Origin of the sequence: Parasphingomonas frigoris, from assembly GCF_036663815.1 — a bacterium.
Lineage (GTDB): Bacteria > Pseudomonadota > Alphaproteobacteria > Sphingomonadales > Sphingomonadaceae > Sphingomonas.
Genome location: NZ_JAXOJQ010000013.1, coordinates 23,248 through 43,804, shown reverse-complemented (window position 1 = coordinate 43,804; position 20,557 = coordinate 23,248). Strand labels below are relative to the sequence as shown.

The following is a 20,557-nucleotide window of genomic DNA, read 5'->3' as shown; positions in this document are numbered from 1 at the left end:
GGGCAACCGCGGCTCGATCACACGCCACTCAAAGTCCGTCAGATCATATCGGCTCATGCCGAGCATGAATCAGAAAATCCCGATCCTGGGAATCATATTTATGGGTTCACGGCCTAACTCGATACCGAAATCGTCGCGCAACCCCGCTCGTTCGACTCCTTATCACTATGCACTTGCGGGATAGGCTAGACATCCGGCGCCCGAACATGTCGCCGACGCGGCAGGGACTAAGCCTGATCCGCATACTCCCACGAATCCCGTTACGGCTCCGTTCCGACCCGCCATCGAGTGTGGTCAAGCTCAAAGACTCCCCAGCGCATTACATAAAGCCGTTGACCAACCGGCATAGAATACGGAACATAAGGCGAACATTCTGAGTCTAGCCATCATGTCAGCCGTCCAAGAATCCTTGCCCCAGAGTATCGCGCACCTCCGCAGCATCGCCATGCCGGTCGCCGATTTCCGGGTCATGCCGTTCGGCATCGGCAGCCTGGACAGCCGCTTGAACGGGAGCGGACTACGTGCGGGCGCGTTGCATGAGGTCGCGTCCCGCACCTGTGCGCTGGTCGACGATGCGGCTGCCACGCTTTTCCTGGCCGGCATCGCCGCGCGTGAAGCCGAGAGGGCCAAAGGTCCCGTTCTTTGGGCAAGCTGCCGCAACGACCTCTATGCGCCCGGCCTGGCGCAAGCCGGATTGGCCTCGGCCAGCGTGATCTACGCACAACCTCGGGACGATGCCGCTTTGCTGGCCGTCGTCGAGGACGCCATCCGCGACGGCACGCCTGCAGCGGTGGTCGCCGAGGCATCAAGGGTCTCCATGGTCGCGACCCGGAGGCTTCAGCTGGTTGCCGCGGAAGCCGATATTCCGGTGCTGCTCCTGCGGCGCTGGCGAGGTCGCGAACACGACCCGTTGAGCGAGGCATCGGCTGCGTGGACGCGCTGGCGGATCGCCAGCGCCCCATCCGCGCGGCTTGAAGTCGTCGGCGTCGGGCGCGCGCGTTGGGCGGTCGAACTCGCTCGCCAACGGACGGGCGAATCCTTCTCTTTGATCGTGGAGGGGTGCGATGAGACGGGTTGTCTCGCTGTTCCTGCCGCACTTGGCCATCGAGCGGCTGAGACGGCTGGACCGGCACGCCACGCCGCGGCCTGAGACGCCGTCGCTCCAGCTTCCGGTCGACGACGAGCCCGGCGCCTGCTCTGTGCCGCGCGGAGGAGGATGGCGCCCGGGTGCGCGTTGGGCGCAGGCATCGTCGCCGACCCCGGCGGAGGTGGCGCAACGGATAGCGGCACTGCCGGCGCACGCACGCCCGCCGATGCGCGAACTCGGCCGGCGCTCGGAGGCCGCCAGCCACCCGTACAAGACGGCGGCGCCGATCACGCGTGCCGGCATGATCGCGGTAGCGCCTCGGGTTGCGCACGCGCCGTTGGCGCTGGTCGGCAAGGTTGGACGTCGCGAGGAAATCGTGGCTGCATGTCCCGCGGCGAGCGGTCTCGGCATCCACGTCGGGATGGCCGCCACCCATGCTCGCGCGCTGGTGTCGGATCTCGACATACGGCCCTCCGCGCCGGCGGCCGATGCCATGCTGCTAGACCGCTTGGCGTTGCTGGCCGTGCGGCGCTGGTCGCCGATCGCCGCTGCGACGCCGAACGATGGACTGTGGCTCGACCTTGCCGGTTGTGATCATCTGCACGGCGGGGAGGAGCGCTTCTGCCGGCGCCTGCGCGCCTTTTGCGCGCGTGCGGGGTTCACCGCGCGGGTCGCGGTGGCGGAAACGGCCGGCGCTGCCCATGCTTTAGCTCGCTTCGGCCAGGACGACGTTACGATCGTCCCGCCCGGCGACACCGTTCGAGCGATATCGCCGCTGCCGATCGCCGCGCTGCGGCTGACCGGCACGGCGCTCACGGCGGCAAAGCGGTTCGGCTTCGAGCGCGTCGCCGATCTCCTGCCCGTGGCGCGAGGGCCGTTGGCACGGCGGCTCGGCTTGCCTGCCATTACCCGGCTCGATCAGGCGCTAGGCGGCGTGGCCGAACCGATCACGCCGCGCGAGGATGTCGCGGTCCCGGCCGTCGAGCGCCGGCTGCTGGAGCCGATCGGCACGGCGGAAGCAATCGCGCAGGTCATGGCGGATCTGCTTGGCGATCTCGCCGAGGTCCTGCAGGCGAGGGGGCTCGGTGCACGATCGCTGCGCCTTTCGGGGCTCCGCGTCGACGGTACGGAGCAGGTGGTGGCGATCGGCACCTCTCGCCCGACCCGTGAGGTATCGCATCTCCTGCGGCTGATGACGCTTAGAATCGAGCGCATCGATCCCGGTATGGGCCTCGAACAATTCTCGCTGGCGGCGCCGCACACCGAGCCGCTGGATGCGGTGGACCTCGGCGCGGTCCTTGCCGGCGAGGTTCTCGTGCGCGATCCCGCACGGCTCGTCGATGTCGTTGCTGGTCGAATCGGTGCGAATGCGGTTTACCGCATCGCGCCGGTGTCGAGCCACGTGCCGGAGCGCGCGGTCACTCAAGCCGACCCAATCGCATTGCCGGCCGGATGGCCGAAGTGGCGGCGGCCGGTGCGTCTGTTCGCCAGACCGGAACCCTTATGGGGCGTCATCGCGTTGCTGCCCGACCAACCTCCACGGCGGTTCGAATGGCGCGGCCGATCCCACAAGGTCGTCGCAGGCGATGGCCCCGAGCGGATCCACGGCGAGTGGTGGCGCCGCGAAGCCGAGACCTGGGCGGTGCGCGACTATTACCGCGTCGAGGACGAGGCAGGCGGCCGTTTTTGGGTCTTCCGCCGCGGCGACGGCACCCACGACGATACCGGCGATCTTAGCTGGTGGATCCACGGCGTGTTCGCATGACTACGCCCTATGTCGAGCTCCAGGTGCTCACCCACTTCTCGCTGCTGCGTGGGGCGTCGAGCCCTGACGAGCTGTTCGCCGCCGCGGCGCTGCTTGGCTATCCGGCAATCGGGATCGGCGACATCGGCACCGTGGCCGGCATCGTACGCGCCTGGGAGGCACAGAAGGCGACGGGCGTCCGCTCGATCGCCGGCACGCGTATCGACCTGTCGTGCGGACGACGTCTGATCCTCTATCCGACCGATCGTCCCGCCTGGTCGCGGATCACGCGGTTGCTGACCGTCGGCAAGAAGCGGGCAGGGAAGGGCGGCTGTCTCCTGCACTGGCACGACCTCGAGCCGTGGTCGGAAGGCATCGTTGCCATCCTGCTGCCGGACGAGGCGGACCAGGAAAACCTCGCTGCGCTGGCTCAACTGAGCGCCGTCTACGGCCGACGCGGATACATGGCGCTGTTCCAGCGCCGGCGCCCGGACGACGCGGTGCGCATTGATGCGTTGGCGCGGCAGGCAGGGGGCGCCGGGGTTCGCGCGGTCGTGACGGGCGACGTTCTCTACCACGCGCCCGAGGCCCGGCTGCTGCAGGACGTCGTGACCGCCGTTCGCGAGAAATGCACCGTCGACGAACTGGGCTACCGACGCGAGGTGAATGCCGATCGCGCGCTCAAATCACCCGACGAGATGGTTCGGCGCTTCCGCGACTATCCGGACGCGCTGCGCGCCAGCGTCGATATCGCCCGGGCATGTACCTTCGACCTCGGCGAACTGGCGTATCAATACCCCCACGAGCGGCTGATCGACGGCCTGAGTGCGCAGGACGCGCTGCAAAAGCTGGCCCTGGAGGCGGTCGAGCGAATGTTCGATGGTGATGTGCCGGTCGCCTATACCGATCAGATCAGCCATGAGATGCGGCTAATCGGCGAACTCGGTTACGCACCCTACTTCCTGACGGTCTACGCGATCGTGCGCGAGGCGCGCCGGCGTGGGATCCTGTGTCAGGGACGAGGCTCGGCCGCCAATTCCTGCGTGTGCTTCGTGCTTGGCGTCACCTCGATCGACCCGATCAAACACGAGCTTCTCTTCGAGCGCTTCGTGTCGGGCGAGCGGCGCGAGCCGCCCGATATCGATGTCGACTTCGAGCATGAGCGTCGCGAGGAGATCATCCAGTGGATCTACGAGACCTACGGGCGCGATCGATCCGCGCTCACGGCCGTGGTCCAGCGCTACCGCGCGCGCGGTGCGGTGCGCGACGTAGGCAAGGCGCTTGGGTTGCCGGAAGACCTGACGTCGTCGCTGGCCGGGCTGGTATGGGGCTGGTCCGCCGAAGGCGTCGGCGAGAAGCAGGTCGAAGAGCTGAACCTCGATATCGGCGATCGCCGGCTGCGCTTGACGCTGGAGCTCGCCCGAAAGCTGATCGGCGTGCCACGTCACATGAGCCAGCACCCCGGCGGGTTCGTCCTGACCCATGACCGTCTCGACGACCTCGTCCCGATCGAGCCCGCCGCGATGGAAGATCGCCAGATCATCGAGTGGGACAAGGACGACATCGATGCGCTGAAGTTCATGAAGGTCGATGTGCTCGGCCTCGGCATGCTCGGCTGCATGAACCGCGCCTTCAACATGCTCGAGCAGGACAAGGGCATCCGCGTCGGCCTGGCCGACCTCCAGGACGACGATCCGGACGTCTACGCCATGATCCAGAAGGCCGATACGCTCGGCACCTTCCAGATCGAGAGCCGCGCGCAGATGTCGATGCTGCCGCGGATGAAACCACGCCGTTTTTACGACCTCGTGATCCAGGTGGCGATCGTTCGACCGGGCCCCATCCAGGGGGACATGGTCCACCCGTATCTGCGTCGACGAGAGGGGCTCGAAAAGCCCGAATATCCTCGGCCCGAGCTCCGCGCGGTGCTGGAAAAAACGCTCGGCGTGCCGCTGTTTCAGGAGCAGGCGATGAAGGTCGCCATCGTGGGCGCGGGGTTCACGCCGGCCGAGGCGGACCAGCTGCGCCGCGCCATGGCGACGTTCAAGGTCACCGGCGGCGTATCGCATTTTTCGGAGAAGCTGGTCGAGGGCATGGTCGCGCGCGGCTATCCCCGCGATTTCGCCGAGCGCACCTTTCGCCAGCTTGAGGGTTTCGGCTCGTACGGCTTTCCGGAGAGCCATGCCGCGAGCTTCGCCAAGATTTCCTACGCGTCGAGCTGGATGAAGCATCACCATCCCGACGTCTTCTGCGCCTCGCTGCTGAATGCATATCCTATGGGGTTCTACGCACCCGCGCAGATCGTCCGCGATGCTCAGGCGCACGACGTTCAGGTTCGACCACCCTGCATTAATGCCAGCCGATGGGACTGTACGTTGGAGCCGACCGGCGGCCGGTATCTCGCGGTTCGGCTCGGCCTGCGGCAGGTACGCGGGCTGTCGAACGCCGACGGCGCGGCGATCGTCGGCGCGCGCAGCACCACGCTGTTCGATTCCATCGAGGATGTGTGGCGCCGATCGGGCGTCCAGCGTGCCGCGATCGAGAAGCTGGCCGACGCCGATGCGTTTCACGCTTTCGGCGCAGATCGGCGGCAGGGGCTGTGGAAGGTGAGGGGGCTGGGCGAGGCGCCGCTGCCGTTGTTTGCCGCCGCAGATCGCGCCGCAGAGACGATCAGCGCTGAGGGGATCGAGCCGATGGTCGCGCTTCGTCCGCTGACCGACGGTCGCGAGGTGATCGAGGATTACCGTTCGCTGCAGTTGTCTTTGCGGGCGCACCCACTGACGTTCGTCCGTGATGAGTTGGCGCGACGCGGCGTGACCAAATGCGCCGATTTGGCGACCGTCCGGGATGGCCGGCACGTCGAGGTCGCCGGCATCATCCTGGTCCGTCAAAAGCCCGGCTCGGCCAAGGGCGTGCTGTTCATCACGATCGAGGACGAAACGGGGATCGCCAACGGCATCCTGTGGCCGGATCGCTTCGAGCGTCAGCGGCGCACCATCATGTCCGCGTCGATGGTCGGCCTGAAGGGCAGGGTGCAGAAGGAAGGCGAGGTGATCCACGTCATCTGCGACCTGATTATCGACCATGGCGATCTTCTGCACCGCGTCGGCGAGATGTCCTTCCCGCACAAGACGGGCAGGGGGGACGCCGGGCAGCATCCCGGCTCCCCCGATCGCGGCGACAAGGGTTGGAACCCCGAGCCACGAAATTGCTATTGGCCGCCTCACGCCGAGGGCATGGATCCCGAAGACGTGGTTCGCTTCAAATCACACGATTTTCGTTGAGCGATGGCAAAGCTCGCTCGCCACCAGCGCGTCGTCATCGCACTCTCGGTTCACATCCTGCGAAGCGGCGTTGCTCGCTGTTCGGACGCGCGCGTGGACGGCGTGGAGGTCCGTCTGGCACTGCGTTGCCTGCTACCTCATTGCCCGGAACGTTGGCCGTTGGAACTCTACTGGGATGCGGCGCGCCAGGAGAATGAGATCGGCAGGGCACAGGGCGTGACCGCCGCGTTCAATGGCATTGTTCGTCAGCTACGCCGTGCAGGCCGGTATCAAGAGGTGCTGGATCAGTGAGCTAGAGCCGCCCGTGTCATCGGCGGGAGAACGTCGGGTGGATGCCGTCGATCAATCCAGCTGCACCGGCCTTCTGCCGCGTTTGACGTTCAGCCCTCTACGTCCGCGGCCGTCAGCAGGATCGGGGGCTCTCCGCCGAGCCGCTTGACGAACTCGCGCTGCGCTATGCGGTGAATATCGCTTTCGAATTGGATGAACACCTCAAGGGCGGTCTCACGATCAAGCGTATCGCGATCGGGCTCGAGGAGATGCGTCAGTGCTTCGCTGGTGATGAGGAACTCGACGATCCCCAAGTTGGTGGTGCCTGTGAAGCCGACGCTCTCGCGTTCGGCAACCCAGTACCAGTCTCCCATCTCGAAACGGACGCTGGAATTGGCCATGCCAGCTTACTCCTCGGTGGGGTTGGAAGCGGGCAGGTGGTCCGCAAGCGCCGAAATGGCTTCGCCGGCGAACGTCGTGATGGAGGCGCCGTCGATCTGCACGGGATGCTCCACCGTCAAGACCGCCGCAGCTTGATGCTGGGGATCAAGCTCCCGCCAATCGCGAACTGCCCGCTCCAAGTTGGTGACTTCCGCAATGTCGCTGTCGCCGCGAGGGACGTTTTCGAGCGACGCGCTCATCCGCCAGTTGATCTCGGGGGTCTTGGCGCTCTCACCCCAGGTCGCTTCCGTCATGATCGTCTACCTTCTCGCGTCTGGTCCGCGGCATGCCGCGATTGTGGATGTGGCGCGATGGCGCATGTCCTCGTTGCTTCGACGCCTATAGCGTTCGGGCTTCAAGGACCATGAGGAGCGACAGCAATGATATCGAGCTTTCGCAACGCTCGCGCCATGCGTTTCGCATCGAGCAGCCCGATGCCATTGGCACGCAAAGCGCGAGTGAGTTGGCGCTCGGTCAACGGCGCCGATACCTGATCGAGAAGGGCGAGCGTTGCCGCGCGCACCTCAGGGGATGCAGTCTTCAGGGCGTCCAGGGCTTTCATTCTGCCTCGTGAAGGTTGCTTGGTCTTATTGGTACTCCAGCGACATAGCCTCTCGCCATGCGACGTGCACGCGTCACGCTCCGCGGCGCCAGCGACCGGACGACAAAGCTACCGCTGCCGGCCCTCGGTCAGAGATTGCCGTGTATGTTAATGTCGCTCGAGCGGCCCCCGCATCCGGCCCGGTCGAATCCCGGCGACGCGTTCATCCCGCTATCTCGACTGTTAGCATAAGGTCGTGTATAGCGCACCATATTGGCCTCACGGGCGTTTATATGAGACGCTAGATGCGATCTACCATCGTTGACACTCTTCCGCGCCGTGTGAGGCGCAGCTTGACCAAGCTGGGCGCCGATATCGCACTCGCGCGCAAGAAACGCAGCCTCACGGTGGTCATGATGGCCGAACGGGTCGGCGTAGCCAAGAGCACGTATCTCAAACTAGAAAAAGGCGATCCGACCGTGGCGCTAGGCACATACGCCATGGCTTTCTTCGTTCTGGGATTCGGCGAGAGCCTTGGAGAGATCCTCGACGCCAGGAAAGACGAGCAAGGTCTGTTACTCGACGTGGAGCGCATGCCGCAGCGGATCCGCAGACCCAAGCCGCCGGTTTCGCTATGAGGCGGACGATCGGCATCCAGATCGGCGGCGAAGCCCGCAGTGTTGGATCGCTGCACTACAATCAGCAGGGGAGTCGCGAGAGCGCGGGCTTCGAATATGACGCGGGCTGGCTGGCCGCTGCCGACCGCTTCGCTCTGGAGCCCGCACTGCCGCTCGTCGCCGGTCCGCAGTTCCACCGCAAGGTGGGCACCGGTTCTGTATTCCATGCCGCTATAGCCGACACCGAGCCAGACGGCTGGGGCAAGCGCGTCATTCAGCGCGACCATGCCAAGCGGCGGCAGGATGCCCGCCGCCGCGGCGACGAGGTCGACGCACGCGCCCTGAACGGCCTCGATTATCTACTGGCGGTGGATGACGTCAGCCGAGTCGGCGCGTTGCGTCTCGTCGACGACCAAGGGACTGCTCAGCGCGCGACCGAGGATGGTCGCCGCACCACACCGCCCCTCATCGAGCTGGGCCACCTCCTGGCAGCCAGTCGGGCGGTCGAGACCAACACAGAAACCGCAGCCGATCTGGCCTATTTGCGCGGTCGCGGCACATCGCTCGGGGGCCTGCGCCCCAAATGCACCGTCGTCGATGAGGAGGGACGCCTGTCGATCGGCAAATTTCCAAGCGTCGCCGACGAGCGCTCTGTGACGCGAGGGGAGGTGCTGGCGATGCGGCTCGCCCGTCGTGCCGGGATCAATGCCGCCGACGCCCGGCTGATCGACAGCGATGGCGACGCCATCGCACTGATCCGGCGGTTCGATCGCCCCGCAGGGGGCGGGCGGCTCATGTACGTCTCTGCGGCGACGATGATCGGTGCTGAGCCCGGCGACGCGCAGGAGCATGCCTATACCGAGATCGTCGATGCGCTCCGTGTAAATGGGAGCGCCCCCACGGCCGACATCGAGGAGCTATGGCGCAGGATCGCCTTTTCGATCCTGATCACCAACGTCGATGATCATCTGATGAACCACGGCTTCCTTCACGTTGATCGCGGCCTCTGGCGGCTGGCACCTGCCTTCGACATCAATCCGTTCCCCGAGCGCCTCCGCGAATTGAAGACTTGGGTCTCGGAAGAGGTCGGGCCTGAGGCGACCATCGACGCCTTGATGTCGGTGCTGCCTTACTTCCGCATTGCTCTGCCACGTGCCCAAGAGATGCTCATGCACGTCGAGCAGGCTGTTGCAGGTTGGCAGGAAGAGGGACGTGCACTCGGCATGACCGCCGCCGACCTCGAGAGTTTTGCGGAGGCTTTTGAGCACGGGGAACGGGCTGCGGCACGAGCCGTGCTTAAATGAGACGTCTTTGACTTCGTGAAAGCTGACAACAGGAGAACCATGCAATGAAGAATGAAAGCCCTGTTTCGACTCTATCGCGTACACGAAAATATGTCGACCGAAGCACGCCGCACTCAGGCGAGCTTGGGCTTGTCGTTGCAGAAGCCTTCGTGCGCGGCATCAGACACATCGGCTATAAGAGCAACATCGAAGCCTTGGCAGAACTGGTCGATAATTCGATCCAGGCATATGCGGAGCGCATCGACCTTGTCCTCGGGTACGCAGACGGCGGTTCCTCTGCGAAACCAGAGCAACTCGCGGTCATAGATGACGGCCACGGGATGAGCCCAGATATGCTCCGGTTCGCCATGATGTGGGGCGGCACACATCGCGAGAATGATCGGCACGGTCTCGGACGCTTCGGCTATGGCCTACCCTGCGCAACCGTCAGCATAGGCCGCCGCTTTACGATTTATTCTAAGCTTCGAGAGGGAAGGGTCCATTCGGTTAGCCTTGATCTCGAACTCCTCGATCGCGGAGATTACAAAAACAGTAGTTCGGTTATCGCGATCCCGGCGGCTCAGCCTGCTGCGCTCCCTGGGTTCGTCGTTGATGCGATTAAGCGAGACCACCCGCAGGGCTGGAAGTCCGGCACGGTCGTCGTAATCGATAAGCTCGATAGGCTCGACTGGGCGACTGCGACCGGGTTGCGGCGCAATCTGGTCCGCCACTTCGGCGTGACGTACCATAAGCTGCTCGCAGCAACCGCAATCCACGTCGAAGGCGAGCAAGTGCGCCCGATCGATCCGCTCTTCCTCGATCCCACCGCAGAGTTTCATTCGCTAGACGACGATCGGGCCCAAGCGCTTGATCCACTGACATTGACCGTTGAATGCGAGGACGGTCGTTCTGGTGATGTCACGCTACGTTACGCCTGGTTACCACCTACCTTTGGCGCCTCCGACAAGACGCGCGATGCCATTGGCATGAATGCCAACACGCGTTTCCCAATAATTAAGCAGTATCACGGTTTGGTATTTAGTCGGAATGGTCGCGTGGTAGACGTGCAATCGCGCACACCGTGGACTACGTTCATCAACAACGATCGTTATATTCGGATCGAGATCGAGTTCTCGGCATCCTTGGACGAAGCTTTCGGAGTAACGACAGCCAAGCAGCAAGTTTCGTTATCACCAGAAATGTGGAATCGTCTGAGGACTGCTGGACTTTCAAAGGCAATCGAACACCTCAGATCAAAGGTCCGGGTGGCCAAGGCGGAACGACAAGGAACTGCCGCGTTGGCAGGCATCGAGGCCTGCGGTTCACCCACTGCCCCGGGCGTTCCGTTTGCCACAGACGTCTCGGACGTCACTTCTAATACCGAGCTCGAACAACCGGGGGAAAAAGATGAATTAGCCGCACTCCTTCGTACAGCCTCCGAAGCGACAGACCCCTCATTTGCGCTTTCCGCATTGCTAAGAAGGATCGACCGGCGGATGTCGGATAGCGAGCCGCGGGTGGTGGCCGAGTATCAACGTCTTCTCAGAGGCTGGGCGCGGGAGATGGTACGCGTATCGTCCATCGAGGAAACCCAGGACCTTCCGTCAGGCCCGTATGTCGGCGCAATGGCCGCTGGCGCGACCGACGGGATCTTGGCATTGCAGCGTGCGCAATCAATGTGGGCAGGGGAGGGATATGGCGAAAAGCGACGATAACCAGTCCGGTCTGCGGAAGTTCGCACCGTTTCTTGCACCTTGCGAGCGCGATCAACTCCACGGTCTGCTGAGCTTTGCCGGCCCTACACCTGAAGGTTTCGCCGAAAGTCTGCGTGCTCTTGCACGCAGTTTCATCGACGATGGCAGCAGCGCAAAGCTGAGGGCCGTTTGCCTGCTGGTTGCCGACCTGCTTGAGCAGGGCTGGGATGTATTGTTCGAAAGGGAGGGATTGCACTTCAAGCCTCCGGGCATCGAGACCAGCACCGAGCACTCGATGGAGGACGTCAAGCTGCGAATTCGATCGGTCCTGCAGGTCGCCCGTCGCCGGCAACTGGCGGAGCCTTCCGTTCGGAACTTCATCGCTCGGATGGAACGCCGCACCCTGAGGACGCCTGGCGTCAAGAGCTCGGTTCTCGACCTGATCGACGATGGTGGCGCGCTGGCCAACGAGCTAGCGACGGTCAATATTCGTCCCGACGCCGAACGCGACATTGCACTCGCAAAGCTCGTTGATCCGGTCGTCGAGATCTGCCAGCCGGGCAAGCGATGCCAAGACACCGGCTTGCCCCTCAACGACATCTGGCGCTATTTTCGGCACACGTGGGCACACGAGTATCGGCCGATCCCGGGTCGCCAGCTCCTCGTGCTAATTAGAAATGCCGCTCGACCGAACCGACCGGTCATGGGGATCGCCATGCTAGCGAGCCCGGTGATGAGGGTCTCGGTCCGCGACAACTGGATAGGGTGGCTACGCGAGGCGGCCGAGACGCACTTGTTCGACGGCACCTGGCAACCGACGACGTTCGCGCGTGCGATCACCGAACGGCTGGAGAGCTCTATTCATTCAGTGAGATGGGACGACCTCGTGAGCCCAGAGGAGATCGAGACACCGGTCGACAACACGGTGCTAAGACTCGAGCAGAAGGCATCTGGTGCAGCCTTTGCGCGCGACCTTGAACTGCGGGCGCACTATCAGACCCATATCGAGGAGGGCGGCCGGGTAAAGCCGATGCGCGGCTCCCTGAAGATGGCCGGCGACGATACCGACTGGCTAACGGCATCGGAGGACCTGCTGTTCGTGCGCAAGCGCGCTGAGCTGCTGGCGCAACTGCTGTTCGCAAAGCAGGTGTTCCGTGCGGCAGACCTTAGTGGTGATTCAACCGCAGCGCTCGATCAGCTCCTCGCGGCGCGCACCGGGCAGCGTGCGATCGACATTGTGCTGACGGAGTTCCGGAAGGCAGGCCTGTCCAGCCGCGTCGCCGACGTGAGCATCTGCGGCGCAGTGGCACCATACAACGAACTCGTGTGCGGCAAGCTGGTCGCATTGCTGCTGGCCTCGAAAGAAGTGCGCGACCACTATTCGGCGCGTTACGGTAGTCAGGTCAGCGTGATTGCGTCACAGATGGCAGGCCGCGCTATTTCGAAGCCCGCGGATCTCCGGGTGCTGACCACGACGAGCCTCTACGGTGTCGGCTCAAGCCAGTACAATCGACTGAACCTCCGGTCCGCCGACCACCACGACTTAGATCATGATCTGCGCTGGGATTCGATCGGCCGCAGCAAGACCGGCGGCTTCGGTACGCTGCATCTCGGGGCGGACACCGCCCACGCGCTCAGGCAGATGGCGCAGACTCTCCACACCTCAAGGCGCGTAAACAACCGGTTCGGCGAGGGCACAAGCCCACGACTGCGTCAGATCAGGGAAGGGCTGGACGCGATAGGCATAGCAAGCGACACCGTCCTTCACCATGCGACGCCGCGGCTATTCTACGCCTGCGAACTCGGCGCGGACGCGAGGATGTCGCTTATGGGCATGGCATCTGAGCAAGCGGAGCCCGCAACGGCAGCGACGATCGCCGGTGCATGGCGACGCCGCTGGCTGGATGGGCGGGCACGGCGCGACGAGACGCTGGCCGCCATGTCAACACTTGGCCCGAAAAGCGTCCGCAGGTCGCTGATCGCCGGGTCGCAAGACGACCTGCTGTCCGATCTCGACTAAAGGTCTGAGGCGCCCAGATCGATCCACTCCACGAAGTCCGGGCGGCGGTCGGCAACGCGTTGCAACACCGACCGCAGGGGGCCATCCGCCGGGCCGACGTTGATCACGAGCGTATCTATAGCACGCGTCAGCGGGATCATCGTCCAGCGTGCCGCGTGCCGCTCAGCCGCCTCGTCCCTGCTTTCCATAAGTGGATCGTGGACGTGGTCCTCCGACAGCCATTGGCGGACCTTGTAGTCCCAAAGCAGGTCCAGGTCGTAGTTGACGGTGGTCCATCCCTCGAGCCCACGACACGAATCGTACTGGACGAAGCGCAACTCGTCGCGGTCGGTCGGATAGTGCTCGCGCACGTCGCGCGCGGTGCCATCCCAGATCTTGCCTCCCGCCACCAAATAGGCCTCCGCTGCCACGCTGCCGGAGACGCCCAAAGTACGCTTAACCGACTGCGGCGGAACACACGCAAGTAGGTCCACGGGATAGTTGCCCAGATCGCGCGCCTCGCCTACCAGTTCCGCGATGCGCGCCGGCTGCGAGGCGAGATCGCCCTCGTAAATGATCACGCGTCCACCCGCGGCATCGGCGTTCGGGACCAGGTCCCAGTCATCCAGGCCAAGCTCGAGCGCGACGTCGGCAACGAAGGACGCCACGTTCGCCTTCATGCGTAAGCACTTCTTGAGGCGGCGCATGGTCGACTGGCCTTTCTCGAGATTAGACGCCCAGTCGGCCACGGACTCGCGGACGTACTGATCGACGCCGTCCGATACGATGAGGCGTTTCGGCCCATAAATCGCATTGAGGATCGCGATCTCGTCGCCAGGCCAGTCCTGACCTTCGTCGACGAACACGAGGTCCCAGTCAAAATCGGTAGCGTCCGACCTCATCATCCCGGCCAAGTCTTCGGCAGTGACCGTGCCACTCCGGAGATAATCCAGCAGAGTTGCCTTGTGACGTTGGTAGTCCTCAAGGAAGCCGTCGTATCCGCCAATGACACCCTATTTCAGTATCACCCTGCCGATGAAGCTGTGCACCGTTTCAATGGCGACGCCGCCGGCCTCCACTCCGCGAGGCACGCCCAGCAGCGACATCGTCCGACGCATGTCAGCCACCAGCGCCTTGTTGAAGGTAAGGACGATGGACCGCCGGTTGGACTGATCGAAGGCACGGTAGGCCATCTGCAGCAGTATGACGGTCTTGCCGACACCCCCGCGGCCCTTCAACAGGATCTGACGCTCGCCCAGATCACCAAGCCAAGCGTCTGGGAGCGCCGACTTTGCAATAAGATCCATGCGACGCCGATCCAAGGGCGTCGGCTCCAAGGTCATGAACAGCGGTGAGTTCGGCGCCAACATCCGATCGAACGCCTCATCGCTACCGTAGGACAACGTGACCCGCCGATCGTTCTCGCGCGGACTGGTGACCTGCCCGAGTACATTCAGGATCCGCTCGAACCTCGTGTCACTCGCGATGCAGACGTGCGGGCGTGGTGGGAGATCGCGCTCCTTAAGACCCGTGAACAGCACCAAGTTCTGGACGTGCACGTAGTCTAATCCGAATCGGTCGAGCCATTTCTTGAACTCGAACATCTGCGCCCTGTTCTTTTCCGTGACGCACTCCCAAGACACCTCGCCGTTGCGAACGTACCGGACTGACGCGACGGAGTTCTCGAACCGAACGCCAGTGGCGGTGTGGGATTTGACCTCGATCACCAGGGCGAAGTTGCGGACTTTGGCCGACCTCGGTGTGAACGGCTCGGCGTCGCGGGGATAGAACTTCCATTCGACATCAAACGAGCGAGCCTCGGCAAACGTACCGATCACGACCAGATCGAGATCCTCGATCTTCTGCCCGTGCATCTTCAGCCCCACGAAGATCCGGACGTGGTCTGTCTTGCTGCGGGCAAGGTCGGGCCAAAGATCCAGCAGCCGCCTCTCGAGCCGCTTTGCCGCCGCGTACTCGTCGCCCTCCGTCACTCCGGAAACGATTATCACCGCCGGGTCGCCCAATGATCCGCCGAGGCGCCGCGATCGCTCATGCTAGCACCTCATCCTCAACTGCCCTCGTTGCCGCAGGGAGATTGCCCCTGACGAGCAACTCGTTGACCGGGATGACCTGGCCACCGTCCCACTTCTCCCTCAACTCCCCAATCAATGGATCCGCCGGATGATCGGCCGTAAGGGGTCCGGCGATCGCGATAATGCTCTTCGCGCCGTCCGCACGCGTCGCCAGTATGGGCACCGTGACGTCGCCCATGCCGGGTACCATCACCGTCGCGTCCCTGGAGTAGGTCACGCCGCTGTCTGCGTTCCGCTGCAGATCGAGCAGCAGGACCCTCGTCGAGGCCGCGACACGTTGCGGACTGAAGGGCTGCATGTTGTCGGTCAGGAGGAACTCCACGAGTTCCGCACCGACGTGACGATCAAGCTGCCCATGTTCGAACTTGTTTTTGAAGCTGCGGAGGCAGCGGTAGCATGAGGAATCGCAGTCCTCCTTGCATGTCTTCATCACGGTCAGCGCCCGCTGGAAGAGCTCCAATCCACGCCCGGCGAGCTGGCGGGCGAAGCCCGCACCGCCAGGCAGGGTGTCGTAGAGGAAGATCTCGGCCTCAAGCCCCGCCATGCCGGCGGGCGTAAGCGCGGGCCGATACTCTGCCATCATCTCGCCGGGTTCGATCTCAAGGATGCTGCAGGCAGCCTTCGCCATGGCCTCGCTGACGGTCCGTAACGCGACGTCCGTCGGATAGTAGCCCGGCTTGAGCTTGAGCGGTGCCTCCACCCGAAGCGAGAAGAGCGCGATGTCGGTGATGAAATCGGTCCCCAGGACGATGTGCCTGGATGTGCGGTTCCCGGGACAAGTCGGATCCTTGTCGGGGAATGGCTTCAAGTGCGGCGCGAACATTGACGCCGTACCTTCGGCAGAGGATTCGATGCGTCCGCAGATAGTGCAATAATTGTACCCCTCATGCTTCGGGCCCGTATTCGAGACCAGCAGGTGCTCGCGGTTGGGAATCACGCGGATGCGGTCGTTGACAGGAATCCACTTGGCGTCGTCCGCAGGGGTCGGCATCACCAGTTTCGCGCGCGTGGCGTAGCTCGTCTCGGGCATGTCGTCTGGCGAAGTCACCTCTTCCTGGTCAATGCGGTGGGCAAAGCCTGGTGGCCGCAGCCAGTAGCGTGCCGGACCGAACGACTCCTCAGAGCCGCATGCACGGCAATCCGTAATCGTGTCGCGCTCCAGCCCCGTGTCGATCTTGACGGTCTCGGCAAAACCGCATTCGCTGCACTCGCGATAGAGCCGCCGGTTCTGCCAAGCGTCAGAACGATCTTCCTTCATGGCCGCGTAGATTGCACCGGAGGTGTAGCACTTCCCCGAGATCCACACCTGCTTGCCCGGCGCATATTGCGACAGGGCAACCGGCAGCCCCTGCGAAGGCGCAAAGCGCTCGACCGGCTTGTAATGCGTGGACCGCTCCAGATCGAAGACGCTGAACGTCGCCACGTCAGTGGGGAATGCGTAGCGGGGCAGCACGCCCTTGTAGAGCAGGCGGTCGAGCAACGTGCCGGTCAACGCCTTCTGGGGAGGAGCCTCCTCGCCGACCTCCTCCTGGAACTCGGTCCCGTCCCCTTCCTCCGATCCGTCGTCGTCCGCCTTCTCGACCTTAGCGCCGCCAACCGCGTCGTTCGTGATCGCCTTCTCGACCTCTGTCACGCAGTCCTCGAACATGCCATCGAGCAGCGCCCTTCGATTCTCACCCGTCACCTCGTGCGGGATCCAGGCTGCGACCCGGGACTTGAGCCCGTCCTCGTTCTCGGCAAGCCATTGCTTGAAGTCGGCCGCGTTCAGCGTCGTCCCGGCGGCTTTGAAATCCTCAACGGACCCCAGGACAGAGAACAGGTCCGGGCTCGCGCTGGGATCGAATACCGGTAACTTAACCTGGTGATACGACTGCAGCAGGTAGGCTCGAATGTGCCGCTTGACGATGTCCGGATTGTCGAGTGTCAGCTTCGGATCGATGACCTTGCCGGAGATCATCTCCTTGGGTTCGCTGAAATAGTGCTCGTCGTGACTGTCGGCGCTCCCGAAGGCAACGACGGTCGCCACTGCGTTGCCACGACGGCCGGCGCGGCCGGCCCGCTGCTGGTAGTTGGCCCGTCCCGGCGGCATGTTCCTCAAGGCGACGCCGGACAGCGCTCCGATGTCGATGCCGACCTCCATTGTAGTCGTGCTCGACAGCACGTCGATCGCCGTCGATTGGCCGGCCGAAGTTCCCCAATTCAACTCGACATCCTGAAACAGCAACTCGTTCTCCTCGGCCTTGGAGAACACGTCGTCACTCTGCGGCGCGTTGAGCTGCGCGGTGTGCTCGGCGGCGATCAGCGCCATCGGGATCTCTGGAGGATCCTTTAGGGCCCCGAGCACCGGCGAGCGATAGTAACCCTTGCGTGCCGAGAATACGCTGTCCGTCGCGGGGTCGAGGACGAAGACTTCGTCGCTACCGCAATCGAGACAGTGCGGGATTGTGCGGACGGGGCGATGGACTGACTTGCAGTTAGAACATCGCCGCCATTCGCCGCTCAACTCGAGTGACAGGTTCTGTCCGGCAAGTCGCCGGAAGCCGCCGTCCATGTCGGTCGTGAAGATGTTGAGCAGCAGCGGCGTCCAAGCCTTGAACGCCTTGCGCGACGCGGCGTCCTTCAGCACGACGTCCATCGCCTTGAAGGTGCCCTTCCGCGAGTTGACGCTGGTGCCCTTGCCCCGTGGCCGCTTGTACCAGCCGGTGGGCATCGAGTTGAGCCAGAACCCGACCGGGCGCCAACAGCGCAGCCAGGCACGCGCGAGCGCGACCTTGTCCTCGTCGTTCTCTGCGACGCCCGAGATAGGCGGCAGCGCGTGGAGTTCCTTGGTCTTGTTCGCGCGCTCACGAAGGGACGCAAGCGCAAGTGCCTCCAGCCCGAGATACCTGTCCTGAACGGTCTTCACGATGTCGTCGAGCAGGGCTGCCGGCGGGGTCTCCCCTCGGACCTCCATCCAAAGCATTGTCAGGCGCGTTTCGTCAGTCTGCGCGTTCTCGGCGACGGCCTTCGCCACCATCTCTTCGGCGGCGGAGAAGTTCTCACCGGACCTCCTCTCAGGCCGGAGCCGCACGCCCAGAGCCTGGGACGCCAGCAGGACGGCAAGGTACAACTCCTCCAAGCTCAGCATCTGCTGGACCATCTGCGGCTTGGACAGCCGATCGTATCCCCAGATGATGAGGGAGCGGAGCGCGTCGCGGACAGAGTACATCTGGAGGTTTGGGGCGAGCCGGGCGGCCACCTGGCGAGAATCTGAGAAGACCAGCACCTTGCGCCCGCGAAGCGGGGCGAAGCGGCTGGCCGCCTGCTTGCCGGGCGGCTGCACCGAAAGTTGCCGGGACACGATGGCCTGGAAAGGCTGATCGCCTTTCGTCTGGTGGTTCTGGACGGTCGTTCGGCCGCTGGCGGTCTGCCCGCAGACGCCGCAGGGTACGAACTGACCCCGGCGTTCCGAATTCGTGTCGGTCTCCCCTTCGTCATCGACCGGCGACGTTATGCGGTCCTTGCGGATGTATACGGTGCGCGTCCGTAGACCAGCCGAAAGACGCCCCGTGTCGAGATCGTATTCCGCGAGTTCGGCAGCGTCGATCCGCCTGGGCGTCTCCAGCAGAAGGTCGAGGTCCAGGAGCGGCAGGGTGTCGCCCCCCGGCATGCGAAGCCTGCGTCCGGACTCCGACCAGAGCGCATCGGGCGAGTCCAAATCGTCTGAATAGGCCCTGGCGTATGCGGACCCACAACTGCGGCACGTGAATAATTCGAGTACGCGAGATCCACAGCCGCACACTTCGTGGGGTTGACTGTACATCCGACCGCAGAATCCATTCCGCTCCTCCTCGACCATGTCGGTGCACTCCGGATCCATGCAAACCCAGAGGCCGGGCAGGCCGCGGTAAAAGTTGTGGACCCGGCACGGCAACGGACCTGAGGCATCCGGCTGTTCACGGGCGACACTGCCGATCGCGAGCAGGGCCGTGACGGCCGCGTCCGCGGTGTCAGGTGAATCGGGGAAGAGCTCGGTTCCGAGTTCTGCGACCGGCTGCGCCGAACCCATCGTCGTATTGACGAGCTGGCCGAGCGGTGCGAACTCCTTCAACGCCTCGAACAGATCTCGCTCCACGCCCGCCGCGGCGGAGACGCCGCGGTGGGCGAGGAACGGGGCCACGGCTGCCGCGCGGTTAGCCTCGACCGGGGAGTAGAACAGGCCCATGTCCAGCGCGGCGAGAACCTCGGCGTCCGCCTTGGTTCCTGCCGTCGCATGGGAGCGGTGGTCGAGATCGCCGGTAACGGCGACGAACGTATCGGCCGGCACCCCGGATAGTTGAGCCCCGAACTCGGTCGCATACTCCTTGCTGTCGAAACTTGCCGTCGCGCAGATAACCTGGAAGCGCTCGGCGGGAATGTCCAAACGGTCACGAAGCCGCCGCAGCAGCAATCCTACCTCGGCGCCCGCGGCGCCCCGGTAGAGATGAGCCTCGTCCAAGACCACGGTGAACTTCTCCGTGGGATTGGCCGCCAGCCAGGCGCGGGTGCTGTCGAAGATCGGCCGCTCGATCGGCCGCATCATCATGTACTCGAGCATCGAGTAATTGGTGACCATCAGGTCAGGGCAGGATGCCTGGACCTCGTGGCGCGTGATGAGTTCGGAATCCTCGGGAAGCGTCGTGGCACGCAGGAACTCGGCCGTCTTCGGATTGTACCAGCGCGAGCCCTTGGTTCCGAACCACTTGTCGAGGTCCGGCTTGGCTGGCCACTTCCCGCGTTCGTGGAGCTGTCCGCGCAGTCGCGCTGCCGCCGCCTGCGCCTCGGATGCCGGTCCCGCCGCCTGTCGCTCGATCTCGACGTAGAACTCCTCGAACGAGGACAGCTTACGGCCGTCCTTCTTGCCCGAGCGGACGCCAGCATATGGAGTCCGGCTGGTGTAGCGGGCGAAGCGTGGCGGTCGACCCGCCCAGGTCGTGAACTGATCGACGAGGTCTGGATCGCCGAAGATCGCTCGGAGGCGGCCCAACTGATCGTTCACCAGCGCGTTCATCGGATAGAGAAGGAGCGCCCTCATCGCAGGCTGTCCGAAGGATGCCGGACGCTCGGATGCCTCGCGAGCGAACTTGCCAAGGATGGGAAGCAGGAATGACTCCGTCTTACCGGAGCCGGTGCCCGTCATGATCAAGAGGTTCTTACCCTCGATCAGCGCATGGCGCACTGCGTCGCCCTGATGGCGGTAGGGCGGATCGAACAGGAGCCGCGCACGATCCTGCTGCACACTCGACAGCTTCTCGAAAATCGTGCGAGCGGCGGGCGGCAGGTTTTCGACTTCCGCGAACCGCGAGCCGACCTGGTATCTCGGTGTCGTCTCAAGGAACGGCTCCTGATGCGTGACACCCGTGCGGTTGAGAAGCTCTCGACGCTGATCGATTAGCGCCGGATCGCCAATGTGGTACGTCGCCTCGATGTACTCTTTCAACGAGGAGTGAAGGCGGTCGATCGTCTCCTGAATCGTTGCGGACATG

The 20,557-nt window shown here is 63.9% G+C and carries 14 protein-coding genes; 8 read left to right on the top strand and 6 right to left on the bottom strand.

Annotation, left to right across the window (positions count from 1 at the left end):
- Positions 1–445: 445 nt before the first annotated feature.
- The 4 genes from U1872_RS21160 to U1872_RS21145 all read left to right on the top strand — a co-directional run bounded on the left by U1872_RS21160 (position 446) and on the right by U1872_RS21145 (position 6,406).
- On the top strand, positions 446–1,150 hold the full coding sequence (locus U1872_RS21160; RefSeq protein WP_332794871.1) for an ImuA family protein: 705 nt from the start codon (positions 446–448) through the stop codon (positions 1,148–1,150).
- Between the two features lie 163 nt (positions 1,151–1,313).
- Entirely contained in the window at positions 1,314–2,852 is a 1,539-nt protein-coding gene (locus tag U1872_RS21155; protein WP_332794870.1) for a Y-family DNA polymerase, read from the top strand.
- Complete coding sequence (locus U1872_RS21150; RefSeq protein WP_332794869.1) at positions 2,849–6,115, top strand: error-prone DNA polymerase; 3,267 nt, start codon at positions 2,849–2,851, stop codon at positions 6,113–6,115. Before U1872_RS21155 ends, U1872_RS21150 begins: the two co-directional genes overlap by 4 nt.
- A 3-nt stretch (positions 6,116–6,118) precedes the next feature.
- The gene (locus U1872_RS21145) at positions 6,119–6,406 is read left to right on the top strand and encodes a hypothetical protein (RefSeq protein ID WP_332794868.1); all 288 of its coding nucleotides are present in this window, start codon (positions 6,119–6,121) and stop codon (positions 6,404–6,406) included.
- Between the two features lie 89 nt (positions 6,407–6,495).
- Here U1872_RS21145 and U1872_RS21140 read toward each other — a convergent pair whose 3' ends face one another.
- The 3 genes from U1872_RS21140 to U1872_RS21130 all read right to left on the bottom strand — a co-directional run bounded on the left by U1872_RS21140 (position 6,496) and on the right by U1872_RS21130 (position 7,388).
- Positions 6,496–6,786 carry a DUF1488 family protein gene (locus U1872_RS21140; protein ID WP_332794867.1) on the bottom strand — a complete coding sequence of 97 codons (291 nt, stop codon included), beginning with the start codon at positions 6,784–6,786 and terminating at the stop codon, positions 6,496–6,498.
- Between the two features lie 6 nt (positions 6,787–6,792).
- Positions 6,793–7,080 carry a hypothetical protein gene (locus tag U1872_RS21135; RefSeq protein WP_131534498.1) on the bottom strand — a complete coding sequence of 96 codons (288 nt, stop codon included), beginning with the start codon at positions 7,078–7,080 and terminating at the stop codon, positions 6,793–6,795.
- Positions 7,081–7,181: 101 nt separating this feature from the next.
- The gene (locus U1872_RS21130) at positions 7,182–7,388 is read right to left on the bottom strand and encodes a hypothetical protein (protein WP_332794866.1); all 207 of its coding nucleotides are present in this window, start codon (positions 7,386–7,388) and stop codon (positions 7,182–7,184) included.
- 332 nt (positions 7,389–7,720) lie between these two features.
- On the opposite strand from U1872_RS21130, the gene U1872_RS21125 reads away from it, so the two are divergent.
- From U1872_RS21125 to U1872_RS21110, 4 genes are read left to right on the top strand one after another with little or no spacing between them, the layout of a single operon-like run.
- Positions 7,721–8,005 (top strand): helix-turn-helix domain-containing protein, encoded by a 285-nt coding sequence (locus U1872_RS21125; RefSeq protein WP_332794865.1) that lies wholly within the window; start codon positions 7,721–7,723, stop codon positions 8,003–8,005.
- On the top strand, positions 8,002–9,288 hold the full coding sequence (locus tag U1872_RS21120; protein WP_131534504.1) for a type II toxin-antitoxin system HipA family toxin: 1,287 nt from the start codon (positions 8,002–8,004) through the stop codon (positions 9,286–9,288). The genes U1872_RS21125 and U1872_RS21120 overlap by 4 nt, the downstream gene beginning before the upstream one ends.
- 44 nt (positions 9,289–9,332) lie before the next feature.
- Positions 9,333–10,982: an ATP-binding protein gene (locus U1872_RS21115; protein WP_332794864.1), complete on the top strand. Its 1,650-nt coding sequence runs from the start codon at positions 9,333–9,335 to the stop codon at positions 10,980–10,982.
- On the top strand, positions 10,963–12,981 hold the full coding sequence (locus U1872_RS21110; protein WP_332794863.1) for a Druantia anti-phage system protein DruA: 2,019 nt from the start codon (positions 10,963–10,965) through the stop codon (positions 12,979–12,981). Before U1872_RS21115 ends, U1872_RS21110 begins: the two co-directional genes overlap by 20 nt.
- On the opposite strand, the gene U1872_RS21105 is transcribed toward U1872_RS21110, so the two are convergent.
- The 3 genes from U1872_RS21105 to U1872_RS21095 form a co-directional block, all read right to left on the bottom strand.
- Complete coding sequence (locus U1872_RS21105) at positions 12,978–13,826, bottom strand: hypothetical protein (protein WP_332794862.1); 849 nt, start codon at positions 13,824–13,826, stop codon at positions 12,978–12,980. The genes U1872_RS21110 and U1872_RS21105 overlap by 4 nt on opposite strands.
- A 147-nt stretch (positions 13,827–13,973) precedes the next feature.
- Complete coding sequence (locus U1872_RS21100; protein WP_332794861.1) at positions 13,974–14,984, bottom strand: DNA/RNA helicase domain-containing protein; 1,011 nt, start codon at positions 14,982–14,984, stop codon at positions 13,974–13,976.
- A gap of 25 nt (positions 14,985–15,009) precedes the next feature.
- Positions 15,010–20,556: a DEAD/DEAH box helicase family protein gene (locus U1872_RS21095; protein WP_332794860.1), complete on the bottom strand. Its 5,547-nt coding sequence runs from the start codon at positions 20,554–20,556 to the stop codon at positions 15,010–15,012.
- Position 20,557 lies beyond the last annotated feature (1 nt).